Below are 25,275 nucleotides of genomic sequence, written 5' to 3'. Positions count from 1 at the left end.
TTTGTGCGAATGGTCGCTTGTGCGAGTGGTGCAGGGGGACAGTATCAGCGCTCGGTCGCGGCCAGCTGTCCGCACGCCCCGTCGATCTCCTGCCCACGGGTGTCCCGCACGGTCACGGGCACGCCGTGCGCGGCGATCGCCTCGACGAAGGCGCGCTCGTCCTCCGGGCGGGAGGCCGTCCACTTGGAGCCCGGGGTGGGGTTGAGCGGGATGAGGTTGACGTGCACCCGCTTGCCCTTGAGGAGCCGGCCGAGCAGGTCACCGCGCCACGCCTGGTCGTTGATGTCCCGGATCAGGGCGTACTCGATGGAGATCCGGCGCCCGGACTTCTCCGCGTACTCCCACGCGGCGTCGAGGACCTCGCGGACCTTCCAGCGGGTGTTGACGGGCACGAGGGTGTCGCGCAGCTCGTCGTCGGGGGCGTGCAGCGAGACCGCCAGGCGGCACTTGAAGCCCTCGTCGGCGAAGCGGTGCATCGCCGGGACCAGGCCGACGGTGGAGACGGTGATGCCGCGCTGGGAGAGCCCCAGGCCGTCCGGCTCGGGGTCGGTGAGCCGGCGGATGGCGCCGACGACACGCTTGTAGTTCGCCAGCGGCTCGCCCATGCCCATGAAGACGATGTTGGACAGGCGGGCGGGGCCGCCCGGCACCTCGCCGTCGCGCAGGGCGCGCATGCCGTCCACGATCTGGTGCACGATCTCGGCGGTGGACAGGTTGCGGTCCAGGCCCGCCTGGCCGGTGGCGCAGAACGGGCAGTTCATGCCGCAGCCGGCCTGGGAGCTGATGCACATGGTGACCCGGTCGGGGTAGCGCATGAGCACGGACTCGACGAGCTTGCCGTCGTGCAGGCGCCACAGGGTCTTGCGGGTGGTGTCGTCGTCGCACGAGATGTGCCGCACCACACTCATCAGGTCCGGCAGCAGCTCGCCCGCGAGCTTCTCGCGGGCGGCGGCCGGGATGTCCGTCCACTGGGCCGGGTCATGGGCGTAGCGGGCGAAGTAGTGCTGGGACAGCTGCTTGGCGCGGAACGGCTTCTCGCCGATCGCGGCGACGGCCTCGCGGCGCTCGGCCGGGCTGAGGTCGGCGAGGTGGCGCGGGGGCAGCTTGGCCCCGCGGGGGGCGACGAACGTCAGTTCTCCAGGCGCGGGGGCCATGAGCAGGAACTCCTCATTGCGACGATGGCGGATGATCTCCGCTGTCGCGGAGCCAGCGGCATGACATGCCGGAACCCGGAGATCTCACAGGGGCACCCCCGCGGGCGCGGGGCCGGAAAAGGGCCCGCCGCGCACGACGAGCCCTTCCAGGGTACCTGGCACGAATCCAGGCCGATTCGATCAAGATCGAATCCGGACCGATCCAGGCGGAGCGATCCAGGCGGAGCGATCTAGGCGGAGCCGACGAACGCCACCATCAGCAGCCAGACCACCGGAGCGGTCGGCAGCAGCGAGTCCAGCCGGTCCATGATCCCGCCATGGCCGGGCAGCAGGGCGCCCATGTCCTTGATGCCCAGGTCCCGCTTGATCATCGACTCGCCGAGGTCGCCCAGCGTGGCGCTGATCGCGACCGCGAAGCCCAGCAGCAGGCCCTGCCACCACACTCCGTCGTCGATCAGGAACTGCATGCACAGCGCGCCCGCCACCATCGCGAACGCCACCGCGCCGATGAGGCCCTCGCGGGTCTTGCCGGGGCTGATGCGCGGGGCGAGCTTGTGCCTGCCGAAGCGCCAGCCCACCGCGTACGCGCCCGTGTCGCTGACGACCGTCAGGATCAGGAACGTCAGCACCCGCCAGGCGCCGTCGCCCGCCGCCAGCATCAGGGCCACGAACGTGGCCAGGAACGGCACGTAGAACGCCGCGAAGATGCCCGCCGTGACGTCCTTGAGGTAGTCGTCCGGCGGCTCCGTCATGCGCCATACGAGCACGGCGAGCGCGGTGAAGGCCATGGCCACCCACGCGCCCTCGGCGCCGCCCACATAGCCCGCGACGATCATCGCGGCGCCGCCGATCGCCAGCGGCACCAGCGGGGCCCTGATGGCCTTGCGCTCGGCCAGCCGGGAGGTCAGCTCCCACAGCCCGACCACCACGGCGACGACGATCACGCCGAGGAAGACGGGCTTGTAGATGAACAGGGAGGCGAGGATCACCGCGCCGAGGCCGACACCGACCCCTATCGCGGCACGCAGATCCCGGCCCGCGCTCTTCTTCGCCTTGGGCCCCTGGGGGCTGGAAGGCTCCTGCGGCCGGATGTCGGGCTCCTGTTCATCGCGGAAGAGAGGGCCGCCGATGTGGGCGGCCCCCCGCTCACGGTCGGCTCCGTCGTCCTGGTGTCCGCCTGCTCCGGGCACAATGGGCATGGGCCGAGTCTGCGCCGCGGCACCCGCCTCGTGCACAGGACCCGCCGATGGGGGCACCTCCCGGCGGTAGCCGGGGGCGGGTACCTGATCGGTGGACCCCCAGTGTCCGGCGCGTGGCGGGGCTCCCCAGGATGCGTCGTTCATCAGACCTCGAGCAGCTCGGCTTCCTTGTGCTTGAGCAGCTCGTCCACCTGCGCGACGTACTTCGCGGTGGTGTCGTCGAGCTCCTTCTCCGCGCGGCGCACCTCGTCCTCGCCGGACTCCTTGTCCTTGACGAGCTTGTCGAGGAGGTCCTTGGCCTTGCGGCGGACGGAGCGGATCGAGACCTTGGCGTCCTCGGCCTTGGTCTTGGCGACCTTGACGTAGTCCCTGCGACGCTGCTCGGTCAGCTCCGGGAACGTCACCCGGATGATGTTGCCGTCGTTGCTCGGGTTGACACCGAGGTCGGAGTCGCGGATGGCCTGCTCGATGTTGCGCAGCGCGCTCTTGTCGAACGGGGTCACCACGGCCATGCGCGGCTCGGGCACCGAGAACGACGCCAGCTGGTTGATGGGCGTCAGCGCGCCGTAGTAGTCCGCAACGATCTTGTTGAACATCGCCGGGTGCGCACGCCCGGTGCGGATCGCCGCGAAGTCCTCCTTGGCGACCACAACGGCCTTCTCCATCTTCTCCTCGGCCTCGAGGAGGATCTCTTCGATCACCACTTGCTCCTGGTGTTATCAGTAAGCAGAGCCTCGCCCCTGCGCGCGTCTTCTCCTGCACGGTGTCCGACCGGCAGGCAGTTGTCCATCCCCGTGCCGAGGTCTTCCCATGGCACGGAGTTGCCGTCCGTCATCTTTCGGTGAGACGCGGACGGCGTACGGGCTCTCAGTCCCGCGTGCCCTGGTCGCTCACGAGCGTGCCGATCTTCTCACCCTTGACGGCGCGAGCGATGTTGCCCTCGGCGAGCAGCTCGAAGACCAGGATCGGCACCTTGTTGTCCATGCACAGGCTGATGGCGGTGGCGTCGGCGACCTTCAGGCCGCGGGCGAGCACCTCGCCGTACTCCAGGGCGTCGAACTTCACCGCGTCGGGGTTCTTCTTCGGGTCGGAGTCGTAGACCCCGTCGACGCCGTTCTTGCCCATGAGGATCGCCTCGGCGTGGATCTCCAGGGCGCGCTGGGCGGCAGTGGTGTCGGTGGAGAAGTAGGGCATGCCCATGCCCGCGCCGAAGATCACGACGCGGCCCTTCTCCAGGTGGCGCACGGCGCGCAGCGGGATGAACGGCTCGGCGACCTGGCCCATGGTGATGCCGGTCTGCACCCGGGTCTCGACGCCTTCCTTGGACAGGAAGTCCTGGAGGGCGAGGCTGTTCATCACGGTGCCGAGCATGCCCATGTAGTCCGAGCGCGCGCGGTCCATGCCGCGCTGCTGCAGCTCGGCGCCGCGGAAGAAGTTGCCGCCGCCGATGACGACGGCGATCTCGTAGCCCTCGCGGACCACGGCCGCGATCTCACGGGCGATGGCGTGCACGACATCGGGGTCGACACCGAGCCCGCCGCCGCCGGCGAAGGCCTCACCTGACAGTTTCAGCAGGAACCGACGCCGCTTGCCGGACTCGGCGCTGGTGTCGTGGGTGGCCTGCTTGGCGTCCGCGCCCTGGTTCATTGCGTTCTCCTCGTGCACATACGAAGAAGGCCATTGCCGGATGGATCCTTTCGGTTCCCTCTGCGGCAATGGCCTCCTCGTCACATCAGCGGCCGGCCGGTGGACGGTCGGCTGCGTACGACCCTAGCGGGTCGTGGGTCATTCGCTGCTGCCGACGGCTCAGGCGCCGACGCGGATGCGGGCGAAGCGCTTCAGCGTGACACCGGCCTCGTCCAGAATCTTCTGGACGGTCTTCTTGTTGTCCTTGGCGAAGGGCTGGTCCAGCAGGACCTGCTCCTTGAAGAAGCCGGTGACGCGACCCTCGACGATCTTCGGCAGGGCGGCCTCGGGCTTGCCCTCCTCGCGAGCGGTGGCCTCGGCCACGCGACGCTCGTTGTCCACGACGTCGGCCGGGATGGCGTCACGGGAGAGGAACTTCGGCGCGAAGGCGGCGATGTGCTGCGCGACGTCCTTGGCGACCTCGGCGTTGGCCTTGTCCAGCTCGACCAGCACGCCGACCTGCGGGGGCAGGTCCGCGGCGGTGCGGTGCATGTACGCGAAGACCTGGCCGTCGGCGAACTGCGCGAAGCGGTCCACGACGATCTTCTCACCGAGGGTGACGTTGGCCTCGTCCACGAACGCCTGGACGGTCTTGCCGGCCTCGATCTCGGAGGCCATCAGGGCCTCGACGTCGGCCGGAGCGCTCTTGGCGATGTGGGCGGCCAGCGCCTCGGCGACGGCGATGAACTTCTCACCCTTGGCGACGAAGTCGGTCTCGCACTTCAGCTCGACGATGACACCGGAGGTGTTGTCGTCGGCGATGAGGGAGACGACGGCGCCGTTCTCGGTGGTGCGGCTCTCGCGCTTGGCCACGCCCTTCAGGCCCTTGACGCGGACGATCTCGACGGCCTTCTCGAGGTTGCCCTCGGCCTCGTCGAGCGCCTTCTTGCAGTCCATCATGCCGGCGCCGGTGAGCTCGCGGAGCTTCTTGACGTCAGCGGCGGTGAAGTTCGCCATCCTTCAATCCTTCTTCTGCACTACGCCTTGCCGCGGCTTTCGGCGTCATCGGCAAGGCTGGTCCGTCTTGAGGTCACCACAGCTGCCGGTCCCCGTCCCGCTGACGGGGTCCGACAGTGGATCCACCAGGCGACGGCGGGGGCGAGGGCCCCCGCCGTCCGGTACGGCAGGGCGTCAGGCCTGCTCGGCGTCCGCCGGCTTCTCAGCCTCGGCCTCGGCCTCGGCCGGAGCCTCGACAACGGCCTCGGCAGCGGCCTCGGCCGGCTTCTCGTCGGCCTTCTTCTCGCCCTCGAGCAGGTCGCGCTCCCACTCGGCCAGCGGCTCGCCGGCGGCCTTGTCGGCCTTCGCGTCACCGGTGGCGGCACCGGAGCGGGCGATGAGGCCCTCGGCGACGGCGTCGGCGATCACGCGGGTGAGCAGGGTGACGGAGCGGATGGCGTCGTCGTTGCCCGGGATCTTGTAGTCGACCTCGTCGGGGTCGCAGTTGGTGTCGAGGATCGCGACGACCGGGATGCGGAGCTTGCGCGCCTCACCGACGGCGATGTGCTCCTTCTTGGTGTCCACGATCCAGACGGCGCTGGGCACCTTCTGCATCTCGCGGATACCGCCGAGGGTCTTCTCGAGCTTGGCCTTCTCGCGGGAGAGGACCAGGAGCTCCTTCTTGGTGAGGCCGGAGGCGGCCACATCCTCGAAGTCGATGAGCTCGAGCTCCTTCAGGCGCTGCAGGCGCTTGTAGACGGTCGAGAAGTTGGTGAGCATGCCGCCCAGCCAGCGCTGGTTGACGTAGGGCATGCCGACGCGCGTCGCCTGCTCGGCGATGGCCTCCTGGGCCTGCTTCTTCGTACCGACGAACATGATGGAGCCGCCGTGCGCGACGGTCTCCTTGACGAACTCGTAGGCGCGGTCGATGTACGACAGCGACTGGAGCAGGTCGATGATGTAGATGCCGTTGCGCTCCGTGAAGATGAAACGCTTCATCTTCGGGTTCCAACGACGGGTCTGGTGACCGAAGTGGACGCCGCTCTCCAGCAGCTCCCGCATCGTGACGACGGCCATGGCCGCGCTCCTTGAAATACTCGGTTCCACGACGGCCGGGCGGCCGCCGCTCCTGACGCCCCGACGCGCCTGCCGTGGACGAATCCCTTGCGAGAAGCCGTACACGGACCGAGAGACACGGCCACCGGGCTGCCCGAGTGGGTCTGACGCGCCAGTGGCGGGGCGTGCGAAGTCGACCCGGTGACCCGGATCGCCAAGAGAAGTGTACGGGACCGGAGAACCGCCGGGTGACGGCGTTATGCACAACCGGCGAGTAGTCCACAGATCACCACCAAGATCCCCACGGCCCGGCGAACTCCGTCACCGTTGCGCCATGCGACGACTGGGCTCGGCCGTCCGGGCGCTCACGCTCTGCGCCCTCGCGGTCCTCATCCATTGGTGTACGTCCGCCCCCGCGGTTGCCGACCCCGGCCCGAGGGGGCCGGGCGGTGACCGTGCGTGGCCGGTGGCCGGGGCGGCGGGCGCGCGGCGGCCGCCGGTCCTGCGCGCCTGGGAGCCGCCCCCGGCACCCTGGGCGGCCGGCCACCGGGGCGTGGACCTACGGGCGGCCGCGCACCGCCCGGTACGGGCCGCGGCGGCGGGGACCGTCTCCTTCGCGGGCACGGTGGCCGGGCGCGGGGTGCTGGTGGTGGAGCTGGCCGGGACGGGCGGCCCGCCGCTGCGCACGACGTACGAGCCGGTGCGGGCCTCGGTGCGCGAGGGAGCGCGGGTGGCGGCCGGCGAGGTGGTGGGGGCGCTGGAGGCGGGCCCGTACCACTGCCCGGGCGGCTGCCTCCACTGGGGACTGCGGCGCGGGGAGGCCTACCTGGACCCGCTCAGCCTGCTGCCGCGGTGGATGCTGCGGGGCGGCCCGTCCAGGCTCCTGCCACTCACCGGCCCGCTGGGGGCCCGTCCGCCGGGGTCGGGGCCGTCGGGGTCCGGGCCGCTCGGGGCTGGTCTGCCGGTGTCCGGTCCGCTCGGGTCCGGGCCGCCCGGCCCGCTGGGGGCCGGTTCTCGGCCGCCGGGGGCCGGTCCGCCGGGGTCCGGTCCGCTCGGGGCTGGTCCGCCGGCGTCCGGTCCACTCGGGTCCGGGCCGTCCGGCCCGCCGGGGTCAGCCCTGGACGCCGCGCAGGGCCATGGCGACGGCGGCCTCGGTGATCCGGTCCGGCTCCTCGGCGGCGCCGAGCTCGATGCGGCGGACGGCGGCGTCGACCACGCCCTGCAGCAGCATGGCCGTCAGCCGGGGCTGCTCGTGGCCGAGGGTCATCAGGGCCTCGACGACCATGGCGATCAGCCCGCCGTGGGCGGCGCGGATCTTCTCCCGAGCGCCCGGGTCGAGCTCTCCGGCGGAGATGGCGACGACGGCGCGGTGCCGGCGGTCGCCGACGAGCGCCAGCTGCTGCCGTACATACGCCTCGATCTTGCCCTCGGGGGTGTCCGACCGCTCCATCGCGGCCTCGACCTCCGCCGCCCAGACGGGGAAGTCGACGGCGCACAGTTCTTCGACGACGGCCGCGCGCGAGCGGAAGTACTCGTAGACCGAGGACCGCGCGAGTCCCGTGCGCTCGGCGAGGGCGGGGAAGGTCAGCGCCTCCGTACCGCCTTCGGACAGCAATGAGCGGGCGGCGTCCAAGAGGGCGTCGCGCTGCATCGTCCGGTGCTCGGCCACTGAGGCCGCTCGAATCCTGGGCACGGACCCACTTTACGGACCGGGCCCGCCGGGGACGACGGTGGAGGGAGGATTCGACGGAGGGAACCGCGCGCGGCTCAGCGGCCGACGTCCGCCAGCTTGGCCCTCAGCTGGAGGACCGACTTGGTGTGGATCTGGCTCACCCTGCTCTCCGTGACGCCGAGGACGTGACCGATCTCGGCGAGGGTGAGGCCCTCGTAGTAGTAGAGGGTGACGACGGTCTTCTCCCGGTCGGGCAGGGTGTTGATCGCGCGGGCGAGAAGCCGGCGCAGCTCGTGGTCCTCGGCGACCTCGACGGGGTCGTCGGCCGCGGTGTCCTCGAGGGTGTCCATCAGGCTCAGCCGGTCGCCGCCCTCGCCGCCGGAGTACAGCAGCTCCTCCAGCGCCACCACGTTGGCCAGCGACAACTGACTGAAGACCGCGTGCAGTTCCTCGAGCGAGATCTCCATCTCCGCGGCCACCTCGGCCTCGGAGGGGGTACGGCGCAGCGCGGCCTCCAGGGTGGCGTACGCGCGCTCGACGGCGCGCGCCTTCTGCCGGACCGAGCGGGGGATCCAGTCCAGGGCCCGCAGCTCGTCGATCATGGCGCCCCGGATGCGGGTGATGGCGTAGGTCTCGAACTTGATGGAGCGGGAGGGGTCGAACTTCTCGATGGCGTCGATGAGGCCGAAGATCCCGGAGGAGACGAAGTCGGCCTGCTCGACATTGGGCGGCAGGCCGACGCTGACCCGCCCGGCCACGTACTTCACCAGGGGTGAGTAATGAAGGATCAGCTGTTCCCGCAGCCGGTCGTCGCCCGAGGCCTTGTACGACCGCCACAGCTCGTCGAGCGTCGTGGGTGCGGGAGGGCGCACGGCGCCGCGCGCTGCGGGTGGTGCCGCCGCGTGGTCGGACCCGGAGGTGTGCTGGGGCATTCGTCGTTCTGAGCCGTTCTGCTGTGACGTGGACCGGTTGGTACGAATGGATGGAATCCCGTGAGCGTAGCGTGACCGGAGCGCTGCGGTGAGCGAGGAGACTCCTTTGATGGACGCGGCCGTGTCCCGCCGTGCTCCGAGTGACGGCCGCCGGGGCGCCCGGCGGCCCCGCGGAGCCCGCCGTATCGGCCGCCGCGGTCACCGCCTTAACCCTTTCACCCGATCACCCCAGGTCAAGCACCGCCTCGCCGCACAGGGGGGCGCCGTCCGGGGGGCTTGGGGGTGCCGGATGTTGACGCCGCGTCAGCCAGCCGCCAGAGATCGCCCCGCCGTTCCACGAATCCCAGCGCCTGGAGTTCGTACAGGCTGGCGAGCGTCCGCTCGCGGCCCATCCCGGCGTTTCGTGCGACGACCGCGGTGTCCCCGCCGTCGCGGCCGGGGACGGCCTCCAGCGCCCGCAGCGCCGCCGGCTCCAGCAGGTCCCGGGGCACCACCGGGCCGCGCCGCTCGGGAGCCAGCTCGCCGATGCCGCCCACGAGCTCGGCGATCTCGTCGGCGTCGGTCACCACACAGGCCCCCTCGCGCAGCAGTTCGTGCACCCCCGCCGAGAGGCCGGACGTGACCGGGCCGGGCACCCCCATCGTCTGCCGCCCCAGCTGCCGTGCCCGGCGCGCCGTGACCAGCGACCCGCTGCGGTACTCGGCCTCCACGACCACCGTCCCCCGCGTCAACGCCGCGATGACGCGGTTGCGGAGCACGAAGCGGCTGCGCGTGGGATGCCCGCCCGGCGGCAATTCCGCCAGCACCAGCCCCTGTTCCGTGATCCGGTCGATCAACTCGGTGTGCCCGCGCGGATAGGGCACGTCCACCCCGGAGGCCAGCACCGCCACCGTCGCCCCGCCCACGGCGAGCGCCCCGCGGTGCGCCGCCCCGTCGACCCCGTACGCGGCACCCGAGACCACCACCCAGCCGCGCTCCGCCAGCCCCGAGCCGAGCAGGGCGGCCACATAGGAGCCGTAGTCGGTGCAGGCGCGGGCGCCCACCACGGCGACGGACCGCAGCGCCCACAGCCGGAGGCTGGGGCTGCCGCGCACCCACAGCCCGATGGGCCGGGCGTCCCCCAGGTCGTCCAGCTGCCCCGGCCATTCGGCGTCGCCCGGGCACAGGAAGCGGCCGCCTATCCGCTCCACGGCCGCCAGACCGGCGCCCGGGTCGAGCGTCGCGGCCCGCGCCCGGCACCCGGCGAGCCGGTCCGCCCGGGCCCCGGCCGGCGGCGGTCCGGCCCCGGTCAGCCCCCGCACCAGCGCCACCGCCCCCATCTGCCGCAGCCACCGCCCCACGCTCTCGTCCCCGGGCTCGGTCAGCCCGGTCAGCGCGGCCCGCGCGAGCCTCTCCTCCGGACCGGCCGCGCTCACAGCCGACCTCCGGCACCGACCACGCCGCGCAGCACGCCCGTGCGCAGCTCCAGCGCCTGGACGACGTCCTCGGCACCGGGCCGGTCGCGCCCGGCGAGGTCCGCCACCGTCCATGCCACGCGCAGCACCCGGTCCAGCCCCCGGGCCGTCAGCAGTCCCCGCTCCATGTCCCGTTCGGCCTCCGCCAGCGCTTCGGGCTCCGCTCTCCAGCGGGTGCGCAGCTCATGTCCGGGGACCTCGCTGTTGGTGTGCCAGGGCGTGCCGTCGTACCGGGCGACGGCCCGCTCCCGGGCCTCGCGCACCCTGGCCGCGACGACGGCGCTGGTCTCTGCCACCGCCCCGGCGCCGGTCAGCTCCGAACGGGAGACCGGCTCGACGCGCACCCTGAGGTCCACCCGGTCCATCAGCGGCCCGGACAGCCGGCTCAGATAGCGTCTGACCGCCTGCGGCGGGCACTGGCAGCCCTCGCCGGTCATGCCGTGCCGGCCACAGGGGCAGGGGTTCGCGGCGAGCACCAGAAGGAAGGCGGCGGGCAGCCGCATCATCCCGCCCGAGCGGGCCACCACCACATGCCCCGACTCCAGCGGCTGGCGCAGCGCGTCCAGCACCCGGCCGGAGAACTCGGGAGCCTCGTCCATGAAGAGCACCCCACGGTGGGCCAGCGAGACCGCTCCCGGCCGGGGCAGCCCCGACCCGCCGCCGACGAGCGAGGGCATGGACGCCGAGTGGTGGGGCGCGCAGTAGGGCGCGCGGTCGATCAGGGGCTGTCCGGCGGGCAGGACTCCGGCCACCGAATGAACCGCCGTTACCTCCAGGGACTCCTGGGGCGTGAGAGGCGGCAGCAGCCCCGGCAGCCGCTCGGCCAGGAGCGTCTTGCCGGCCCCCGGCGGGCCCAGGAAGTAGAGGTGGTGCCGCCCGGCGGCCGCCACCTCCAGCGCGCGCCGGGCCCTGGCCTGCCCGGCGACCTCGGCCAGGTCGGGAAGCCGCTCGCCGTACCGGTCCCCGGTCGGCGGCGCCGTGCCCGGCAGGGCCAGCCCCGCCAGCATCGGATCGGGCCGCCCCTCCCCCGGCGGCTCCTCGTCCTCCTCGGGCACCGGCTCGTCCGTCAGCACCGCGATCAGCTGCCGCAGGCTGCGCACCCCCAGGACCGAGACGCCCGGCACCAGCGCCGCCTCCGCCGCCGTGCGCTCGGGCACCACGACCTGGCGGTACCCCGCGTCGGCGGCGGCGAGGACCGCGGGGAGCACCCCGCGCACCGGGCGGACCCGGCCGTCCAGGCCCAGCTCACCGATCATCACCAGATCGGCGATCGCCCGGGGGTCGAGGCGCTCCGCCGCGCCCAGCACCGCGCAGGCCACGGCCAGGTCGAAGCCGCTGCCGCCCTTGGGCACGGAGGCCGGGCTCAGGCCCACGGTCAGCTTCTTCTGCGGCCACTCGGCGCCCGAGTTCACCAGCGCCGCCCGGACCCGGTCGCGGCTCTCGCTCAGGCTCTTGTCCGGCAGCCCCACCAGGGTGAACGCCGCGACGCCCGGCTCCAGGTCCGCCTGGACCTCGACGACCACGCCCTCGACGCCCACCAGCGCCACCGAGCACGTACGGGCGAAGCCCATCACGCCACCCCCCTGACGTGCTCCACCACGGGGGCGCCCCGACCGGGGACGACCACGCCCACCAGGTCGATGCGCACCCCGCCCGCCGGCGGCGCGCCGCCGTGCCGCTCCAGCCAGCGCCCGGCGAGCAGGCGCAGCCGGCCGGCCTTGCCCGCCCGGACCGCGGCCATGGGATGTTCGAACAGGCCCTCGCGCCGGGCCTTCACCTCGCAGATGACCAGGGTGTCGCCGTCCGCGGCCACGATGTCGATCTCGCCGTCCCGGCACCGCCAGTTGCGGGCCAGCACCGTCATCCCCGCCTCGGCCAGCCGGCGCGCGGCCAGGTCCTCCCCGTACCTTCCGAGTCCCCCTCGGGCGTTCATCGGCACCACCTCCGGTGCCGACTATGAAGCCCCCGCCGCCCCCTGTTGGATCTTGGTGGATAACCGACGGGTTGTGGAAAACCCCGCCACCCGAACGAGCAGTTCAGGCACCTACGAGGCCCGGCCCCCGCCTCACGTCCCCGGAAGGTCGAGATCGCTCTTGTTGAGCTCCTCGATGTTCACGTCCTTGAACGTGAGCACCCGCACCTGCTTCACGAAGCGGGCCGGGCGGTACATGTCCCACACCCACGCGTCCGCCATCGAGACCTCGAAGAAGACCTCGCCCTGGACGGAGTGCACCTGCATCTCGTAGTCGTTGGTGAGGTAGAAGCGCCGCTCGGTTTCGATCACGTATTTGAACAGACCGACGACGTCGCGGTACTCCCGGTAGAGCTTCAGCTCCATCTCGGTCTCGTACTTCTCGAGGTCCTCGGCGCTCATGGCATGTTCCCCTTCAGCCGTGCGTCCCCCCATTGTGCGTCAGGCGCGCTCAGTCTCCAGGAGCACGGGCGTACTCGGGGGCCCCTCGTCGAGCAGCGTACGCAGCAGCTCGGCGAGCCTGTTCGGATACACCGTCTCATGGGCCGCGAGGAGTTCCTCGCAGGTCCACCACCGCAGCCCGCTGGTACTGCGGCGTTCCAGCTCCGTGTGCCCGCCGGTGCGCAGGGCGGGCTCCCGCTGCCGGGTGCGGGCCAGGAAGTAGCGCTCGTCCTGGTCCCAGCGCCGTCCGGCGAAGGGGAAGGAGCAGGTCCGCAGCCACAGCACCGGGCCCAGTTCGATCTCTGTGATCCCGGTCTCCTCGGCCACCTCCCGATGGGCCGCCTCCTCCCAGCTCTCCTCGCCCTCGAGGCCGCCGCCCGGGGTGAACCACCAGGTCACCGAGGGATCGTCGGGCTCGAAGCCATGGATGAGCAGCACCCGGTCGTCGGGGTCGAGCAGGATCACCCGCGCCGCCCGGCGCGGGGCCGTGCCCTCCCCGGCCGGTTCAGCCATGGGGCACCGCCACCTTCCCGCGGCCCGCCGACCGCCGGGCCAGCGGTCCGTACGCCGCACCTCCCAGGATGAGCACGGCGCCCGCGATCACACACGTGACCATCAGGGGCAGCGGCCCGGGACGGGAGGTGCCGCCGGGCAGGTCGGCGAAGGCGCCGGGCCGGTCGATCATGCCCCAGCCGGCCATCGGCCAGGCCGTGGCGTCCACCCGCGCCCGGACGGCGTCGCGCGGGACCGCGCCCTGGCCGCCGTCGGCCAGGTGGGTGCGGGAGTCCACCGAGTCGGTGCGGTGGTCGCCGAGGAGGAAGAGCCGGCCCTCCGGCACGGTGGCGGTGAAGGGGGTGGGCGAGGCCGGGCCGTCCGCCGGGGCCAGATAGGGCTCCTCCAGCGGCTTGCCGTTGATCATCAGGCGGCCCTGCCGGTCGCAGCACTCGATCCGGTCCCCGCTGGTGCCCACGACCCGCTTGATCATGGGCATGTTGCCCCAGACCTTGTCCTGGAAGACGACGACGTCCCCGCGGCGCACGGCGTCGCCGTGCACACGCTGGGCGAGGACCCGGTCGCCGACGCCGATCGTGGGGGCCATCGAGTCGGTGGGGACGGTGTACGGCCGGTACTGCACGGCGGCCCAGGCGAAGCCGCCTATGAAGAGGACCAGCCCGAGGGCCACGGCCAGCCCGGACAGCGCTCTGCCCGTGCGGCTCTGGCCGTCCCCGTCACGTCCCGCTGTGCTCATCGCGTCGCGCCCCCGCGTCAGGACCACGGGGCCGACGCCTCGTGGAAGATCGGATTCCGCATGCCCTGGGGCACGGAATCGCACACTACCCGGGGGTACGGCCGCCAGTCAGCCCCTCCGGCGGGCCCGAATGCCCCGCCTACCGGCCCCGACGACCCGCTCACCGGCCGCAGCCGCGGCCACGATCTCACCGGCCGCGGCGGCGCGCACGATCCGGCGCCGGCGCCACAGCACCACCGGCAGCGCACCCGCCAGCCCGAGCGCCGGCGGCACGGCGGCACCCGCCGCGTTCAGCCCCGGCTGGTCGAAGGTCTTGGGCACCGACAGGAAGTCGAGCCGGTTCAGCGGCCAGGCGACGGCGACCGCGCGGCCGACGACGTCGTCCTCCGAGACCGTGCCCTGGAACCTGTCGCCCTCCATGTGCCAGCGCGAGTCGAGGGAGTCCTGGCGGTGGTCGCCCATCACCCAGATCCGGCCCTCGGGCACCTTGACCGGTCCGAACGGCTTGTCGCTGCAGGGAGTGTTGCCGGGGTAGATGTACGGCTCGTCCAGCGGCTTGCCGTTGACGACCACCGGCTGGTTGTCGCCCTTGCACTCCACGGTGTCCCCGCCGGTCGCGATGACCCGCTTGATCAGGTCCTTCTCCTCGGCCGAGGGCATCAGACCGACGAAGCTGAGCACCTTCTGGATGCCGCCGCCGATCGGCCCGTTGTTCGCGGCGGGGGTCTCGCCGAGCCAGCCGCCGGGATCGTGGAAGACCACAACCTCGCCCCGCTCGGGTTTCGACCCGAACCACGGCGTCAGCTTGTCCACCAGCACCCGGTCGCCGCGCTGGAGGGTGTTCTGCATCGACTCGGAGGGGATCGAGAAGGCCTGCACCAGGAACGTCTTGATCACCAGCGCGAGCAGCAGGGCGATGCCGATGAGGAGCGGCAGCTCCTTCCAGAAGGAGCGCGACCTCGAGGGCTCGCGCCGGGCCGGCTCCGGATCCCCTCCGGGGCCGGGCGGCTGCCCGCCGTCACTCCGTCCGGCGTCCGTGCGCGGCGCCTCGTCCGGGTTTCCGGCGTCCGCCGGGGGGCGGCCTCCCGGGTCGTCGCCGGCCGGGGGGCCGGCCTCGCCCCGCGGCTCAGGCCGGCCGCCGGGGTTCCGGGGCGTCTCCCCCGGGTGTCCCTCGTCCCCGGGCCGCCTCTCGGGCTCGCCGTGACCGGACCGCGCGCCGACCGCCAAGTCCCCCACATCCACTCCTCACTCCACACCGCCGCCTGCCGCATCTGTGACGCAGGCCCACCACTCCCCTAACGAGCGGAAGTTCCACAGGGGTCGGGAGTCGGGTCAATCCCTCGCGATCCGTGAGGACACGTTATGAGTCGGTTCGTCCCCATACACACCCCTGTCCGGCGCGTCGAATTCACCCGATTCGCCCCTTCGCGAGGTGCTGCGCGAGGCGCTGCGGGAGATACGGGAGATGCGGGAGATACGGACGGTGCGAGAGAGCGTCGGCTACAGCCGTCGCCAGTGTCCGAACGGCCAGGCGATGACCGCCGCACGCCCCACCACCAGGTCCTCGCCGACCGTGCCGTGTCCCGGCTCGCTCAGGTGGTAGCGGGAATCGGCCGAATCGGAGCGGTGGTCGCCCATGACGAAGAGCCGGCCCGGCGGCACCTTCACCTCGAACGTCAGCTTCGAGGGCGCGTCGCCGGGATGGATGTACGGCTCCTCGAGCGGCTTTCCGTTGACCGTGACCTTGCCGTCCTTGTCGCAGCACTTGACCGTGTCGCCGCCGACCCCGATCACGCGCTTGATCAGATCCCGCTCGTCGGCGGACGGCAGCAGCCCGATGAACGTCAGGGCCTGCTTCGCCTGCTTGATCCCCACCGGGTCCGGCCCGCCGGAGTACGTCTGGTCCCCGTCCAGCCAGCCGCCCGGGTCCTTGAAGACCACCACGTCCCCGCGCTCCGGCCGGGTGCCGAACCACGGCGTCAGCTTGTCGACGAGCACCCGGTCGCCGATCCGGATGGTCTGCTCCATCGAGCCGGACGGGATCACGAACGCCTGCACGAGAAACGTCTTGAGGACCAGGGCGATCAGCAGCGCCACACCTATGAGGACGGGCACCTCCTTGATCACGGATCTGCGCCGCCGACGCTTCAGCCGCTGGGCGGCCTTCCGCCGCTCGGCGCGGCCACCGGTCACCGGCGGCGCGGCGCCGGACCCCGCCGGAGCACCAGCTTCCGTCTCCACTTCCACCGGCCCCGCGTAGCCGCCCGCGCCCGTCGTACGCTCACCCGTACGCGTGCGCCCGTCCGGGGCCGCCCGCCCGGCCAGGGCCGTACGCCCGCTGGGGCGCCCGCGGCTACCCATGCGGGCCACCGCCGTGGCCCGCCGCGCCGCCCGCACCCGGATCGGGTACGTCCGCGAAGGCACCGGACCGTTTCAGCGAGGTCATACGGCCCATCGGCCAGCCGATCCAGTCGGCCCGCCCCAGGACGCGGCCCACCGGAACGGTGCCGCCACCGGGCTCGCCCAAATGGTCACGTGAATCACGGGAGTCACTGCGATGGTCACCCATGACCCATAGCTTGCCCTCCGGCACCACGATGTCGAACGGCACCTGCGAAGGCGAGTCGCCCGGGTAGAGGTATTCCTCGAGCACCGGATGGCCGTTGACCTCCAGCCGGCCGGCGCGGTCGCAGCACCGGACCCGGTCGCCGCCGACGCCCACCACCCGCTTGATGTAGTCGCTCCGCGCGGACCGCATGAGCCCCACGGACGACGCGCCCTCGCGCACCAGCGCGCGCACCGCGTTCTCCTCGGGCGCGCCCTGGGTGAAGGAGTCGGTACCGTCGAAGACGATCACGTCGCCGCGCCGGGGCTCGTCCCCGAAGCGGTAGGCGAGCTTGTTGACCAGAACCCGGTCGCCGACCGCGAGGGTGTTCCTCATCGATCCGCTGGGAATCACGAAGGGCTGCACGACATAGCTGCTGACCAGAAGCAGGAAGATCATGCAGGTGAACAGCAGCAGCCCGGCCCGGCGCAGCGGCCCGCCACCGGTCGGCCACCGCCGGGCGTGGTCCCAGGAGCGCGCGACGGCCGGAAAACGCGCGGAGCGCGACCCCTGCTCCCGGCCCTGTACGGGGCCGGGAGAGCGGTCGCGCTCCGGAAGCTGTGCGAGCTGTTCGTCGGTGTCCATCGGCCGAGAGCCTATCCGGCCCGGCCGGGACGCCGGCGGAAAGCTTACTTGTCGCGCTTCTCCTTGATCTTCGCGGCCTTGCCGCGGAGCTCACGGAGGTAGTACAGCTTGGCGCGACGGACGTCACCGCGGGTGATGAGCTCGACCTTCTCGAAGATCGGGCTGTGCACCGGGAAGGTGCGCTCGACGCCGACGGAGAAGGAGACCTTGCGGACCGTGAAGGTCTCGCTGACGCCCGCGCCCTGGCGGCGGATGACGACACCCTTGAACTGCTGGATGCGGGAGCGGTTGCCCTCGATGACGCGAACGTGGACGTTCACGGTGTCGCCGGGGCGGAAGGCCGGGAGGTCGGTGCGCAGGGAAGCGGCGTCGACGCCGGAAAGCAGGGTGGACATGAATGTCTGCTTCCTCGCTGATGCCACAGGTCATCAGCGGAATCGTGCTGAAGGATGGAGTGCTGCCGAAACGCCGGGCGGACGTCGTTCCCCCTGTGGCAGGGGCGCGCGCCGGACGCAAGGCAACGGCTTATTCTTCCACGTCCTCGGCCACTCGCCCAAATCGACCGTGTTCGCCCGGCGCCCAGCCCAGGATCGAGAGCATCTCGCGGTCCTTCTTGTCGAACGCCGCCGGGTCGGCGCGCTCGATCAGGTCCGGCCGGTTGCCGGTCGTCCGCCGGAACGCCTCGTCCCGGCGCCAACGGGCGATCTTGCCGTGGTGGCCGCTGAGCAGGACGTCCGGAATGCCCCGGCCGCGCCACTCCGGCGGCTTGGTGTAGACGGGGCCCTCGAGCAGGTCGGCCATGGCTCCGGGGGCGAACGAGTCGTCGCGGTGCGACTCGGCGTTGCCGAGGACTCCGGGCAGCAGCCGGGCGATGGCCTCGACCATGACCAGCACCGGGGCCTCGCCGCCGGCGAGCACGTAGTCGCCGATGGAGACCTCGCGGACGTCGCACCGCTCGGCGTACTCCTCGATGACGCGGCGGTCGATGCCCTCGTAGCGGGCGGGGGTGAAGACCAGCCACGGCTTCTCGGAGAGCTCGACGGCGAGCTCCTGGGTGAAGGGGCGCCCGCTCGGGGTGGGCACCACGATCGTGGGCCGCCCCTCGCCGGACTCGACGACCGCGTCGAGGGCCTCGCCCCACGGCTCCGGCTTCATGACCATGCCGGGTCCGCCGCCGTACGGGGTGTCGTCGACGGTGTTGTGCTTGTCGTGCGTCCAGTCGCGCAGGTCGTGGATGCGGACGTCCAGCTGACCGCGGGCCCGGGCCTTGCCGACCAGGGAGACGTTCAGCGGCTCGAGGTACTCGGGAAAGATCGTGACGACGTCGAGGCGCATCAGGCGTCGCCCCCCGCGCTCTTGTCACCCTCGTCGCCCTCGCCCTGCTGGGCGTCGCGGGAGCTCGCGACCTCGGCCTCGTCGGCGTCGATCAGCCCGCGCGGCGGGTCGATGACGGCCACCTGGCCCTCGAGGTCGATCTTCGTGACGATCTCGGAGACGAAGGGGATCATCACCTCGCTGCCGTCGGGCCGCTCGACGATGAACAGGTCCTGCGACGGCAGGTGGGAGATCTCCGCGATCCGGCCGACGGCCGTGCCGTCGACGGTGATGACGTCGAGGTCCATCAGCTGGTGGTCGTAGAACTCCTCGGGGTCCTCGGGAGTCTCGTCCGGGTCCACCTCGGCGATCAGCAGGGTGTTGCGCAGCGCCTCGGCGGCGGTGCGGTCGCCGACACCCGCGAAGCGCAGCAGCAGCCGGCCGCTGTGCACCCGGCCGGTCTCGATGGTCAGCGGCCCCACGCCCGCGGGGTCCGTGGCCAGCACGGCGCCCGGACCGAGCCGCAGCTCGGGCTCGTCCGTACGCACCTCAACGGTGACCTCGCCCTTGATGCCGTGGGCGCGGCCGATCCTGCCAACTACGAGCTGCACAGTCTCAATCCTTCTCGCATGTTCTTCGATGCACGCGGTCGTACGTTCGATGCACGCGGTCGTACGAACGCGACAACGGGCCGGGAAGGAGATTCCTTCCCGGCCCGTGCCAGTGCTCTATCGCTGCTCAGCGGACGTCGTCCACGTCGACCAGGTCGACGCGGATGCCACGGCCGCCGATGGCGCCCACGACGGTGCGCAGTGCGCGCGCGGTGCGGCCGTTGCGGCCGATCACCTTGCCGAGGTCATCGGGGTGAACCCGGACCTCCAGCACGCGCCCGCGACGCAGGTTGCGCGAGGCGACCTGCACTTCGTCGGGGTTGTCGACGATGCCCTTTACGAGGTGCTCGAGGGCCTCCTCGAGCACGCTCAGGCCTCGGTCGACTCAGCGGACTCGGCCTCGGCCTCGTCCTTCTTCTCCGACTTCTTCGCCTTGGGGGTGATGGCCTCACCCTTCGACGCGTCGGCGGCGCTCACGGCGGACTCGAAGAGGCCGCTGACGTCCTTCTTCGGCTCGGCCACGAGCATCGGGGCCGGGGCCGGCAGGCCCTTGAACTTCTGCCAGTCGCCGGTGACCTTGAGGATGGCCAGAACGGGCTCGGTCGGCTGGGCGCCGACGCTCAGCCAGTACTGGGCGCGCTCGCTGTTGACCTCGATGCGCGAGGGGTTCTGCACCGGGTGGTACAGACCGATCTCCTCGATGGCCCGGCCGTCACGGCGGGTACGGGAGTCGGCGACGACGATGCGGTAGTGAGGCGAACGGATCTTGCCCAGACGCTTCAGCTTGATCTTGACTGCCACTGGAGTGGTGTCTCCTGGTCTTGACGTGGTTGGGCACAACGAGATGCCACGTGGGGTTTGCGGTACTCGGGGTGCCCGATGGACGCGTCAGCCGGAGGAGAGAGGGGTCCTATGCGACTGTCGAGTACAGCGACCCATTGTGCCACACCCTCGCGCACCTGCCGACCGGGAACCTGCGACCCCGAACCGACCACGAACCCGCCGGCCGCGACACCTGCCGACGCGGACGGGCCCGGGCCGCACCCCGGGACGTCACCGACTCGGCCGTCCTACGTAATCCACCGACGCAGGCCACCGACGCGGGCCGTCGGCGCGGACCACCGGCGTCAGCCGACCGAGACCGCCTCGGGAATGCGGAACGGCTGGCCGCAGCCGCCGCACATGATCGGCGCCTGGGCGAGCACGGACGGTACGACCCGGACGTTGCGCCCGCACTGGCAGACCGCCTTCACCCGCACCCCGCCGCCGGAGGAGCCGTGGCGCGCGGCCGGGCCCCGGAAGGTGCGCGAGGTGTCGGCGGCCGTGGCGACCGTGTGCGCCTTGAGCGCGCGCTGGAGTCTGTCGATGGTGGAGCGGTAGCGCTTGCGCGCCTCGGGGTTGAGCACGACCAGGGAGAAGCCGCTGCTGGGATGCGGCTCATCGCTGTGATCGAGCCCCAGCTCCTCGGCGATCGCCAGGAACCGGCGGTTGTGGTAGCGGCCGGCACGAGAGGTGTCGCGGACACCGCGGGCGGCCGCGATGCCGTGCACTGCCTCGTGCAGCAGCCTTTCGAAGGAGAGCTCGGCGCCACAGGCGGACGACGACTCCCCGATCAACGATTCGGGCGCGGCTAGATCCGGCAGCTCGGGGTGGAACCGCTGAATGTCGGCCCACGCCTGCGCCAGCTCTGCGGCGAGAACAGGTGGTGTCGTGCTCACGTCGTGACAACGAGCCGGGACGGCCCGGTGTTCCGATACCGGGCCATCCCAAATAATTTGCACGTACCAGTCAGTTTCCCGCCTCATACGTCCTGAGGAGGGCGGGTGCGCAGAACTACGGAGAAGGCGGATGAGCCGTGCACCAGTTCGCAAGGTGGGACGTACTGACTCATCAGTAAGGAACACGACCCGGCGCAAACGCCTCGGGCGCGCGCTGGGAAGCGCGCGCCCGAGGACGAGGTGGATCAGTAGGCGCGGGCGACGATCGCCACGGCGCCCGGGGCGTCGTCGGAGTCCGGCACCGAGCCGTCCTCCGCCACCAGGCAGCGCACCGTCACGGCCTGCTCGGCCAGCTTGGCCTCGCCCTCCGCGCCCAGCGTCGCCCACGGAATACGGGCCCAGCCACCGGCGACAGCGACCTCGGCCGCCTCCTCGATGGTCTTCACGTCCGTCGTGCGGGACTCACGGCGCTCGCGCGACTGGCGCAGCAGCAGCTCCTGGTCCTCCTCCAGGACCTTCGGCAGCAGCGCGGCCAGCTCCTCGATGCGCACCGGCTCCTTGCCGCCCGGAATACGACGGGCCAGCATGGCCGTGCCGTTCTCCAGGTCGCGCGGGCCGATCTCGATGCGGACCGGAACGCCCTTGAGCTCCCAGTCCACGGCCCGGCGGCCGAAGGGGGTGTCGGTGCGGTCGTCGACCTGCACCCGCACGCCCGCGGCCTTGAGCACGTCGCCGATCTCGCGGACCTTGGCCAGCACGGCCTCGTCACCCTTGATCGCCAGGACCACGGCCTGGACCGACGCCAGACGCGGCGGCACGCGCAGACCGCTGTCGTCGCCGTGCGACATGATCAGACCGCCGACCATGCGGGTCGACACGCCCCACGAGGTCTGCCAGACCAGCTCCTGCTGCCCGCCCTTGGACAGGTACGAGGTGTTGAACGCCTTGGCGAAGTTCTGGCCCAGCTCATGGCTCGTACCCAGCTGCAGCGCCTTGCCGTCGCCCATCATGCCCTCGAGGGTGAGGGTGTTGATCGCGCCCGCGAAACGCTCCTTGGGCGTCTTGCGACCGAGGACTACGTCGATGCCCAGGACGTTGACCATGAAGTCGTAGTAGACGTCACGGTGGATCCGGGCCGCGTAGTCGCGGGCGTCCTCGTACGTGGCGTGGGCGGTGTGCCCCTCCTGCCACAGGAACTCGCTCGTCCGCAGGAAGACGCGCGGACGCATCTCCCAACGCACCACGTTCGCCCACTGGTTGATCAGCAGGGGCAGGTCGCGGTAGCTCTGCACCCACTTGGAGAAGTACTCGTTGATGATCGTCTCGGACGTGGGCCGGACCACGACCGGCTCCTCGAGCTCCTTGCCGCCGCCGTGCGTGACGACCGCGAGCTCGGGCGCGAAGCCCTCGACGTGCTCGGCCTCCCGCGTCAGGTACGACTGCGGGATGAACATCGGGAAGTACGCGTTGGAGGCGCCCGCGTCCTTGATCCGGGCGTCCATCTCCTGCTGCATGCGCTCCCAGAGCCCGTACCCGTACGGGCGGATGACCATGGTGCCGCGCACCGGGCCGTTGTCGGCCAGCTCGGCCTTGTTGATCAAGTCCTGGTACCAGCGCGGGAAGTCTTCCGCCTGGGGGGTGAGAATGGGAGCCTTTGCCATGCTGCGAATGGTACGGGGCTCACCACGCCGAGTGTGAATCCGTCCGCCGGCCACCCCGCCTTCCCGGCCGCACCGTGCCCGTGTTCGCCTTCCGTTTCCGTATCCGGCCACCCCGCCATTTCGTGCGACGAGCCCCGGCACATGCCATCGTGGGCATACGGGAACGTTCTCGCGCCACCCCCTGGACTCGACGGCGGAAGCGGAGTTCTCTGGCATCGGGGGGTTCTTCACCACAACGCACGGACAGCGGCACTCGCACGGACAGCGGGCACTCATGGGGGCGGAACGACGGACCAGGGCACAAGGACACGTCACCCGGCGGATTGGGGCGCATTCGATGACACCTACGCTCGTACGGCGGCACCGGCCGTCCCCGACCTCGCCCGCGTCACGGGCCCGCGACTGGGCGGAAATCCAGGAACGGATGCTGGTACCGCTCTACGAAGCGGTCTACGAACGCCTCGAGGTCGGCCCCGATACCCGGCTCCTGGGCCTGGGCTGCGGCTCCGGACTCTCCCTGCTCATGGCCGCCGCCCGCGGCGCCACCGTCTGCGGCGTCGACCACGACGGCCGCCGGCTCGAGCTCGCCCGCGAACGACTCCTGCCCGACGGCGCCCCCGAGGACGACGCCCGGCTCCACCTCGGCGGCCCCGAAGCCGTCCAGGAACCCACGGACGGCCCGTTCACCCTCATCACCGCCTTCGAGCCGCTCCTGACCGCCGCCGGCGACGCCCAAGCCCTCGCCGACGCCCTCTCCCTCGCCGCCGACAAGGCCGCCCAGGGCGCCCCCGTCGTCCTGGCCGGCTGGGGCCCGCAGGAACGCTGCGCCGCCTCCGGCGCGCTGCGCGTCGCCGCCCGCCTGGCCGACCCCATGTGCGCACCCGCCCGCTGGCGCCCCAGCGGCCGCGACGACCTGGAGAACCTCGCCCTCCGGGCCGGCCTCACCCCCGACGGCTCGGGCCGCGTCTCCTGCCCGTACGGCTACGCCGACATGGCCAGCGCCGTCCGCGGCCTGCTGTCGACCGGCGCCTTCGACGCGGCGGTACGGGCCACGGACGAGGAACAGGTCACCAAGGAACTCATCGAGGCGCTCCATCCGCATCTGCGGCGCGACGGCACGGTGTGGATGCCCAACGTGTTCCGCTACCTGATAGCCAGGGTGTAGCCGGGCGGCCGCCGCGATACGCGAAAAGCCCCCCGGCGTCCGCCAGGGGGCTTTCCTACGACCGTGACCGTGACCGCGGCCGTGACCGCTGTCGCGGATCAGCCCATGAACTTCTTGAACTCGTCGGGGAGTTCGAAGTTCTGCGCGCTCTCGCCGGCCGGCAGGCCCAGCGGATTGTCCGCCTGCGCCGCCTCGCGCCGCGCGGCGGCGGCCTGCTCCTCGGCCTTGCGCTTCATCGGGTTACCGGACTGGCGCTTGCCCTTGGACTGCTTCTGCTGCTTCTTCTTACGGGCCGCACCGCCGCCCATGCCCGGCAGGCCCGGCATTCCCGGCATGCCACCGCCCTGCGCCATGCGCGACATCATCTTGCGGGCGTCGAAGAAACGCTCGACCAGGTTCTTGACGGCGCTGACGTCCACGCCCGAACCCTTGGCGATACGGGCCCGGCGCGAGCCGTTGATGATCGTCGGGTCCTGGCGCTCGGCCGGGGTCATCGACTTGATGATCGCGGCGGTGCGGTCGACGTCGCGCTCGTCGAGGTTGTTGATCTGGTCCTTGATCTGGCCCATGCCCGGGAGCATCCCGAGGAGCTTGCTGATCGAGCCCATTTTGCGGACCTGTTCCATCTGGGACAGGAAGTCGTCGAGCGTGAACTCCTTGGGGCCCTTCGCCAGCTTGGCCGCCATCTTCTCGGCCTCGTCCTGGCTGAACGTCTGCTCGGCCTTCTCGATGAGGCTGAGCATGTCGCCCATACCGAGGATGCGGGACGCCATGCGGTCCGGGTGGAACGCGTCGAAGTCGTCCAGCTTCTCGCCGTTCGAGGCGAACATGATCTGCTTGCCGGTCACGTGCGCGACCGACAGCGCGGCACCACCGCGGGCGTCGCCGTCGAGCTTGGAGAGCACCACGCCGTCGAAGCCGACGCCGTCGCGGAAGGCCTCGGCGGTGTTGACCGCGTCCTGGCCGATCATGGCGTCGACGACGAAGAGGATCTCCTGCGGCTGCACCGCATCACGGATGTCCGCGGCCTGCTGCATCAGCTCGGCGTCGATGCCGAGGCGGCCGGCGGTGTCGACGATGACGACGTCGTGCTGCTTGGACCGGGCGAACTCGACGGAGTCCTTCGCCACCTGCACCGGGTCGCCGACGCCGTTGCCCGGCTCCGGCGCGAAGATCGCCACACCGGCGCGCTCGGCGACGACGCCGAGCTGGTTGACGGCGTTGGGACGCTGCAGGTCACAGGCGACGAGCAGGGGCGCGTGGCCCTGCTTCTGCAGCCAGCTGCCGAGCTTTCCGGCGAGCGTGGTCTTACCGGCACCCTGCAGACCGGCGAGCATGATCACGGTCGGGCCGGTCTTGGCGAACCGCAGCCGGCGGGTCTCGCCGCCGAGGATCGTGATCAGTTCCTCGTTGACGATCTTCACGATCTGCTGGGCAGGGTTGAGAGCCTTGGAGACCTCGGCGCCAAGCGAACGTTCCTTGACCTGCCGGATGAAGGAGCGCACGACCGGCAGGGCCACGTCGGCCTCGAGCAGGGCGATCCGGATCTCACGCGCCGTGGCGTCGATGTCCGCCTCGGTGAGCCTTCCTTTGCCCCGGAGGGACTTGAAGGTATTCGCCAAGCGGTCGGAGAGAGTGTCGAACACGGCGCTCGTCGGTCCTCAACATCAGGGGGCAGGGTCAATCGCCCTCAAGAGTATCCGGCCCGGAGACCAAGCTGCCCGTGCCGGTCAAATTCGACCGGCACGGGCGGAACCCCCGCCTGCGCGGGGAGCGGACCTCGGAGCCGAGCGCCCGGTCCTTGACCTGCGGCTCACCTCCGCATCAGCGGAGAGCACACTCCCCTGCAACGCTCCACTACGCGA

At 71.4% G+C, this 25,275-nt stretch carries 25 protein-coding genes and 3 pseudogenes; 2 read left to right on the top strand and 26 right to left on the bottom strand.

All coding sequences use genetic code 11. The features are described from left to right. Window positions 1-44: 44 nt before the first annotated feature. The 6 genes from rlmN to rpsB all read right to left on the bottom strand — a co-directional run bounded on the left by rlmN (window position 45) and on the right by rpsB (window position 6,052). Window positions 45-1,154 (bottom strand): 23S rRNA (adenine(2503)-C(2))-methyltransferase RlmN, encoded by a 1,110-nt coding sequence (rlmN, locus tag AB4K12_RS18750; RefSeq protein WP_086566011.1) that lies wholly within the window; start codon window positions 1,152-1,154, stop codon window positions 45-47. 230 nt (window positions 1,155-1,384) lie between these two features. After that, complete coding sequence (locus AB4K12_RS18745) at window positions 1,385-2,497, bottom strand: phosphatidate cytidylyltransferase (RefSeq protein ID WP_368435213.1); 1,113 nt, start codon at window positions 2,495-2,497, stop codon at window positions 1,385-1,387. Further along, window positions 2,497-3,054 carry a ribosome recycling factor gene (gene frr, locus AB4K12_RS18740; RefSeq protein WP_086566041.1) on the bottom strand — a complete coding sequence of 186 codons (558 nt, stop codon included), beginning with the start codon at window positions 3,052-3,054 and terminating at the stop codon, window positions 2,497-2,499. Before frr ends, AB4K12_RS18745 begins: the two co-directional genes overlap by 1 nt. Window positions 3,055-3,220: 166 nt before the next feature. Further along, a complete protein-coding gene (gene pyrH, locus AB4K12_RS18735; RefSeq protein WP_086566013.1) occupies window positions 3,221-4,000 on the bottom strand; it encodes a UMP kinase in 780 nt (259 codons plus the stop codon). 159 nt (window positions 4,001-4,159) lie between these two features. Beyond that, window positions 4,160-4,996, bottom strand: coding sequence for a translation elongation factor Ts (gene tsf / locus AB4K12_RS18730; protein ID WP_368435212.1), 837 nt, complete (start codon window positions 4,994-4,996; stop codon window positions 4,160-4,162). A gap of 174 nt (window positions 4,997-5,170) precedes the next feature. Continuing rightward, entirely contained in the window at window positions 5,171-6,052 is an 882-nt protein-coding gene (gene rpsB, locus AB4K12_RS18725) for a 30S ribosomal protein S2 (protein WP_368435211.1), read from the bottom strand. Window positions 6,053-6,521: 469 nt separating this feature from the next. Between rpsB and AB4K12_RS18720 the strand changes: the two are divergent. Continuing rightward, a pseudogene (locus AB4K12_RS18720) lies at window positions 6,522-6,929 on the top strand (peptidoglycan DD-metalloendopeptidase family protein); the annotation flags it as partial. Window positions 6,930-7,142: 213 nt separating this feature from the next. Here the strand turns inward: AB4K12_RS18720 and AB4K12_RS18715 are convergent. The 19 genes and pseudogenes from AB4K12_RS18715 to proS all read right to left on the bottom strand — a co-directional run bounded on the left by AB4K12_RS18715 (window position 7,143) and on the right by proS (window position 22,245). Further along, on the bottom strand, window positions 7,143-7,700 hold the full coding sequence (locus AB4K12_RS18715; RefSeq protein WP_362250683.1) for a helix-turn-helix domain-containing protein: 558 nt from the start codon (window positions 7,698-7,700) through the stop codon (window positions 7,143-7,145). Between the two features lie 98 nt (window positions 7,701-7,798). After that, entirely contained in the window at window positions 7,799-8,635 is an 837-nt protein-coding gene (gene whiG, locus AB4K12_RS18710; RefSeq protein ID WP_086566017.1) for an RNA polymerase sigma factor WhiG, read from the bottom strand. A 233-nt stretch (window positions 8,636-8,868) separates the two neighbouring features. Further along, a complete protein-coding gene (dprA, locus tag AB4K12_RS18705) occupies window positions 8,869-10,050 on the bottom strand; it encodes a DNA-processing protein DprA (protein WP_368435210.1) in 1,182 nt (393 codons plus the stop codon). Then, window positions 10,047-11,660, bottom strand: a complete 1,614-nt coding sequence (locus AB4K12_RS18700; RefSeq protein ID WP_368435295.1) for a YifB family Mg chelatase-like AAA ATPase — start codon at window positions 11,658-11,660, stop codon at window positions 10,047-10,049. Before AB4K12_RS18700 ends, dprA begins: the two co-directional genes overlap by 4 nt. Further along, window positions 11,660-12,022, bottom strand: a complete 363-nt coding sequence (locus AB4K12_RS18695; RefSeq protein WP_368435209.1) for a YraN family protein — start codon at window positions 12,020-12,022, stop codon at window positions 11,660-11,662. The genes AB4K12_RS18700 and AB4K12_RS18695 overlap by 1 nt, the downstream gene beginning before the upstream one ends. 132 nt (window positions 12,023-12,154) lie before the next feature. Next, window positions 12,155-12,463, bottom strand: coding sequence for a DUF2469 domain-containing protein (locus AB4K12_RS18690; RefSeq protein ID WP_071965846.1), 309 nt, complete (start codon window positions 12,461-12,463; stop codon window positions 12,155-12,157). Window positions 12,464-12,502: 39 nt separating this feature from the next. Beyond that, window positions 12,503-13,015, bottom strand: a complete 513-nt coding sequence (locus tag AB4K12_RS18685; protein ID WP_368435208.1) for an NUDIX hydrolase — start codon at window positions 13,013-13,015, stop codon at window positions 12,503-12,505. Then, complete coding sequence (gene lepB / locus AB4K12_RS18680; protein WP_368435207.1) at window positions 13,008-13,751, bottom strand: signal peptidase I; 744 nt, start codon at window positions 13,749-13,751, stop codon at window positions 13,008-13,010. The genes AB4K12_RS18685 and lepB (AB4K12_RS18680) overlap by 8 nt, the downstream gene beginning before the upstream one ends. A 108-nt stretch (window positions 13,752-13,859) precedes the next feature. Next, window positions 13,860-14,978, bottom strand: a complete 1,119-nt coding sequence (lepB, locus tag AB4K12_RS18675) for a signal peptidase I (protein ID WP_368435294.1) — start codon at window positions 14,976-14,978, stop codon at window positions 13,860-13,862. Further along, window positions 14,878-15,099, bottom strand: a pseudogene (locus tag AB4K12_RS18670) (signal peptidase I); the annotation flags it as partial. The pseudogene AB4K12_RS18670 and the gene lepB (AB4K12_RS18675), both read right to left, overlap by 101 nt. A 155-nt stretch (window positions 15,100-15,254) precedes the next feature. Beyond that, window positions 15,255-16,112: pseudogene (lepB, locus tag AB4K12_RS18665) on the bottom strand (signal peptidase I); the annotation flags it as partial. Next, window positions 16,105-16,941 (bottom strand): signal peptidase I, encoded by an 837-nt coding sequence (gene lepB / locus AB4K12_RS18660; RefSeq protein WP_368435206.1) that lies wholly within the window; start codon window positions 16,939-16,941, stop codon window positions 16,105-16,107. The pseudogene lepB (AB4K12_RS18665) and the gene lepB (AB4K12_RS18660), both read right to left, overlap by 8 nt. A 44-nt stretch (window positions 16,942-16,985) precedes the next feature. Then, window positions 16,986-17,336 carry a 50S ribosomal protein L19 gene (rplS, locus tag AB4K12_RS18655; RefSeq protein WP_086566024.1) on the bottom strand — a complete coding sequence of 117 codons (351 nt, stop codon included), beginning with the start codon at window positions 17,334-17,336 and terminating at the stop codon, window positions 16,986-16,988. A gap of 130 nt (window positions 17,337-17,466) precedes the next feature. Beyond that, the gene (gene trmD / locus AB4K12_RS18650; RefSeq protein ID WP_368435205.1) at window positions 17,467-18,276 is read right to left on the bottom strand and encodes a tRNA (guanosine(37)-N1)-methyltransferase TrmD; all 810 of its coding nucleotides are present in this window, start codon (window positions 18,274-18,276) and stop codon (window positions 17,467-17,469) included. Next, complete coding sequence (gene rimM, locus AB4K12_RS18645; RefSeq protein ID WP_368435204.1) at window positions 18,276-18,866, bottom strand: ribosome maturation factor RimM; 591 nt, start codon at window positions 18,864-18,866, stop codon at window positions 18,276-18,278. The genes trmD and rimM overlap by 1 nt, the downstream gene beginning before the upstream one ends. Before the next feature lie 127 nt (window positions 18,867-18,993). Then, a complete protein-coding gene (locus AB4K12_RS18640) occupies window positions 18,994-19,233 on the bottom strand; it encodes an RNA-binding protein (RefSeq protein WP_368435203.1) in 240 nt (79 codons plus the stop codon). Between the two features lie 2 nt (window positions 19,234-19,235). Next, the gene (gene rpsP / locus AB4K12_RS18635; RefSeq protein ID WP_362250278.1) at window positions 19,236-19,667 is read right to left on the bottom strand and encodes a 30S ribosomal protein S16; all 432 of its coding nucleotides are present in this window, start codon (window positions 19,665-19,667) and stop codon (window positions 19,236-19,238) included. A 326-nt stretch (window positions 19,668-19,993) separates the two neighbouring features. Then, a complete protein-coding gene (locus tag AB4K12_RS18630) occupies window positions 19,994-20,584 on the bottom strand; it encodes a hypothetical protein (protein WP_086566029.1) in 591 nt (196 codons plus the stop codon). Between the two features lie 245 nt (window positions 20,585-20,829). Beyond that, on the bottom strand, window positions 20,830-22,245 hold the full coding sequence (gene proS / locus AB4K12_RS18625) for a proline--tRNA ligase (protein ID WP_086566030.1): 1,416 nt from the start codon (window positions 22,243-22,245) through the stop codon (window positions 20,830-20,832). A gap of 337 nt (window positions 22,246-22,582) precedes the next feature. Here proS and AB4K12_RS18620 point away from each other — a divergent pair, with 337 nt between their 5' ends. Further along, a complete protein-coding gene (locus tag AB4K12_RS18620; protein ID WP_368435202.1) occupies window positions 22,583-23,410 on the top strand; it encodes a methyltransferase domain-containing protein in 828 nt (275 codons plus the stop codon). A gap of 98 nt (window positions 23,411-23,508) precedes the next feature. Here the strand turns inward: AB4K12_RS18620 and ffh are convergent, their stop codons facing one another. Next, window positions 23,509-25,056: a signal recognition particle protein gene (gene ffh, locus AB4K12_RS18615; RefSeq protein ID WP_368435201.1), complete on the bottom strand. Its 1,548-nt coding sequence runs from the start codon at window positions 25,054-25,056 to the stop codon at window positions 23,509-23,511. Between the last annotated feature and the right edge of the window lie 219 nt (window positions 25,057-25,275).

The sequence above is a fragment of the Streptomyces sp. C36 genome (assembly GCF_040932295.1).
GTDB lineage: Bacteria > Actinomycetota > Actinomycetes > Streptomycetales > Streptomycetaceae > Streptomyces > Streptomyces triculaminicus.
This window is presented reverse-complemented; position numbering and strand designations above follow the sequence as displayed.

Bases quoted from the DNA above. Each gene is read 5' to 3' on its own strand.
- rplS (WP_086566024.1), bottom strand. From the start codon at position 17,336: ATGTCCACCCTGCTTTCCGGCGTCGACGCCGCTTCCCTGCGCACCGAC.
- tsf (WP_368435212.1), bottom strand. From the start codon at position 4,996: ATGGCGAACTTCACCGCCGCTGACGTCAAGAAGCTCCGCGAGCTCACC.
- rlmN (WP_086566011.1), bottom strand. From the start codon at position 1,154: ATGGCCCCCGCGCCTGGAGAACTGACGTTCGTCGCCCCCCGCGGGGCC.
- whiG (WP_086566017.1), bottom strand. From the start codon at position 8,635: ATGCCCCAGCACACCTCCGGGTCCGACCACGCGGCGGCACCACCCGCA.
- pyrH (WP_086566013.1), bottom strand. From the start codon at position 4,000: ATGAACCAGGGCGCGGACGCCAAGCAGGCCACCCACGACACCAGCGCC.
- AB4K12_RS18745 (WP_368435213.1), bottom strand. From the start codon at position 2,497: ATGAACGACGCATCCTGGGGAGCCCCGCCACGCGCCGGACACTGGGGG.
- lepB (WP_368435206.1), bottom strand. From the start codon at position 16,941: ATGGACACCGACGAACAGCTCGCACAGCTTCCGGAGCGCGACCGCTCT.
- AB4K12_RS18620 (WP_368435202.1), top strand. From the start codon at position 22,583: ATGACACCTACGCTCGTACGGCGGCACCGGCCGTCCCCGACCTCGCCC.
- AB4K12_RS18695 (WP_368435209.1), bottom strand. From the start codon at position 12,022: ATGAACGCCCGAGGGGGACTCGGAAGGTACGGGGAGGACCTGGCCGCG.
- AB4K12_RS18685 (WP_368435208.1), bottom strand. From the start codon at position 13,015: ATGGCTGAACCGGCCGGGGAGGGCACGGCCCCGCGCCGGGCGGCGCGG.
- proS (WP_086566030.1), bottom strand. From the start codon at position 22,245: ATGGCAAAGGCTCCCATTCTCACCCCCCAGGCGGAAGACTTCCCGCGC.
- trmD (WP_368435205.1), bottom strand. From the start codon at position 18,276: ATGCGCCTCGACGTCGTCACGATCTTTCCCGAGTACCTCGAGCCGCTG.
- rpsB (WP_368435211.1), bottom strand. From the start codon at position 6,052: ATGGCCGTCGTCACGATGCGGGAGCTGCTGGAGAGCGGCGTCCACTTC.
- lepB (WP_368435207.1), bottom strand. From the start codon at position 13,751: ATGAGCACAGCGGGACGTGACGGGGACGGCCAGAGCCGCACGGGCAGA.
- AB4K12_RS18700 (WP_368435295.1), bottom strand. From the start codon at position 11,660: ATGGGCTTCGCCCGTACGTGCTCGGTGGCGCTGGTGGGCGTCGAGGGC.
- AB4K12_RS18690 (WP_071965846.1), bottom strand. From the start codon at position 12,463: ATGAGCGCCGAGGACCTCGAGAAGTACGAGACCGAGATGGAGCTGAAG.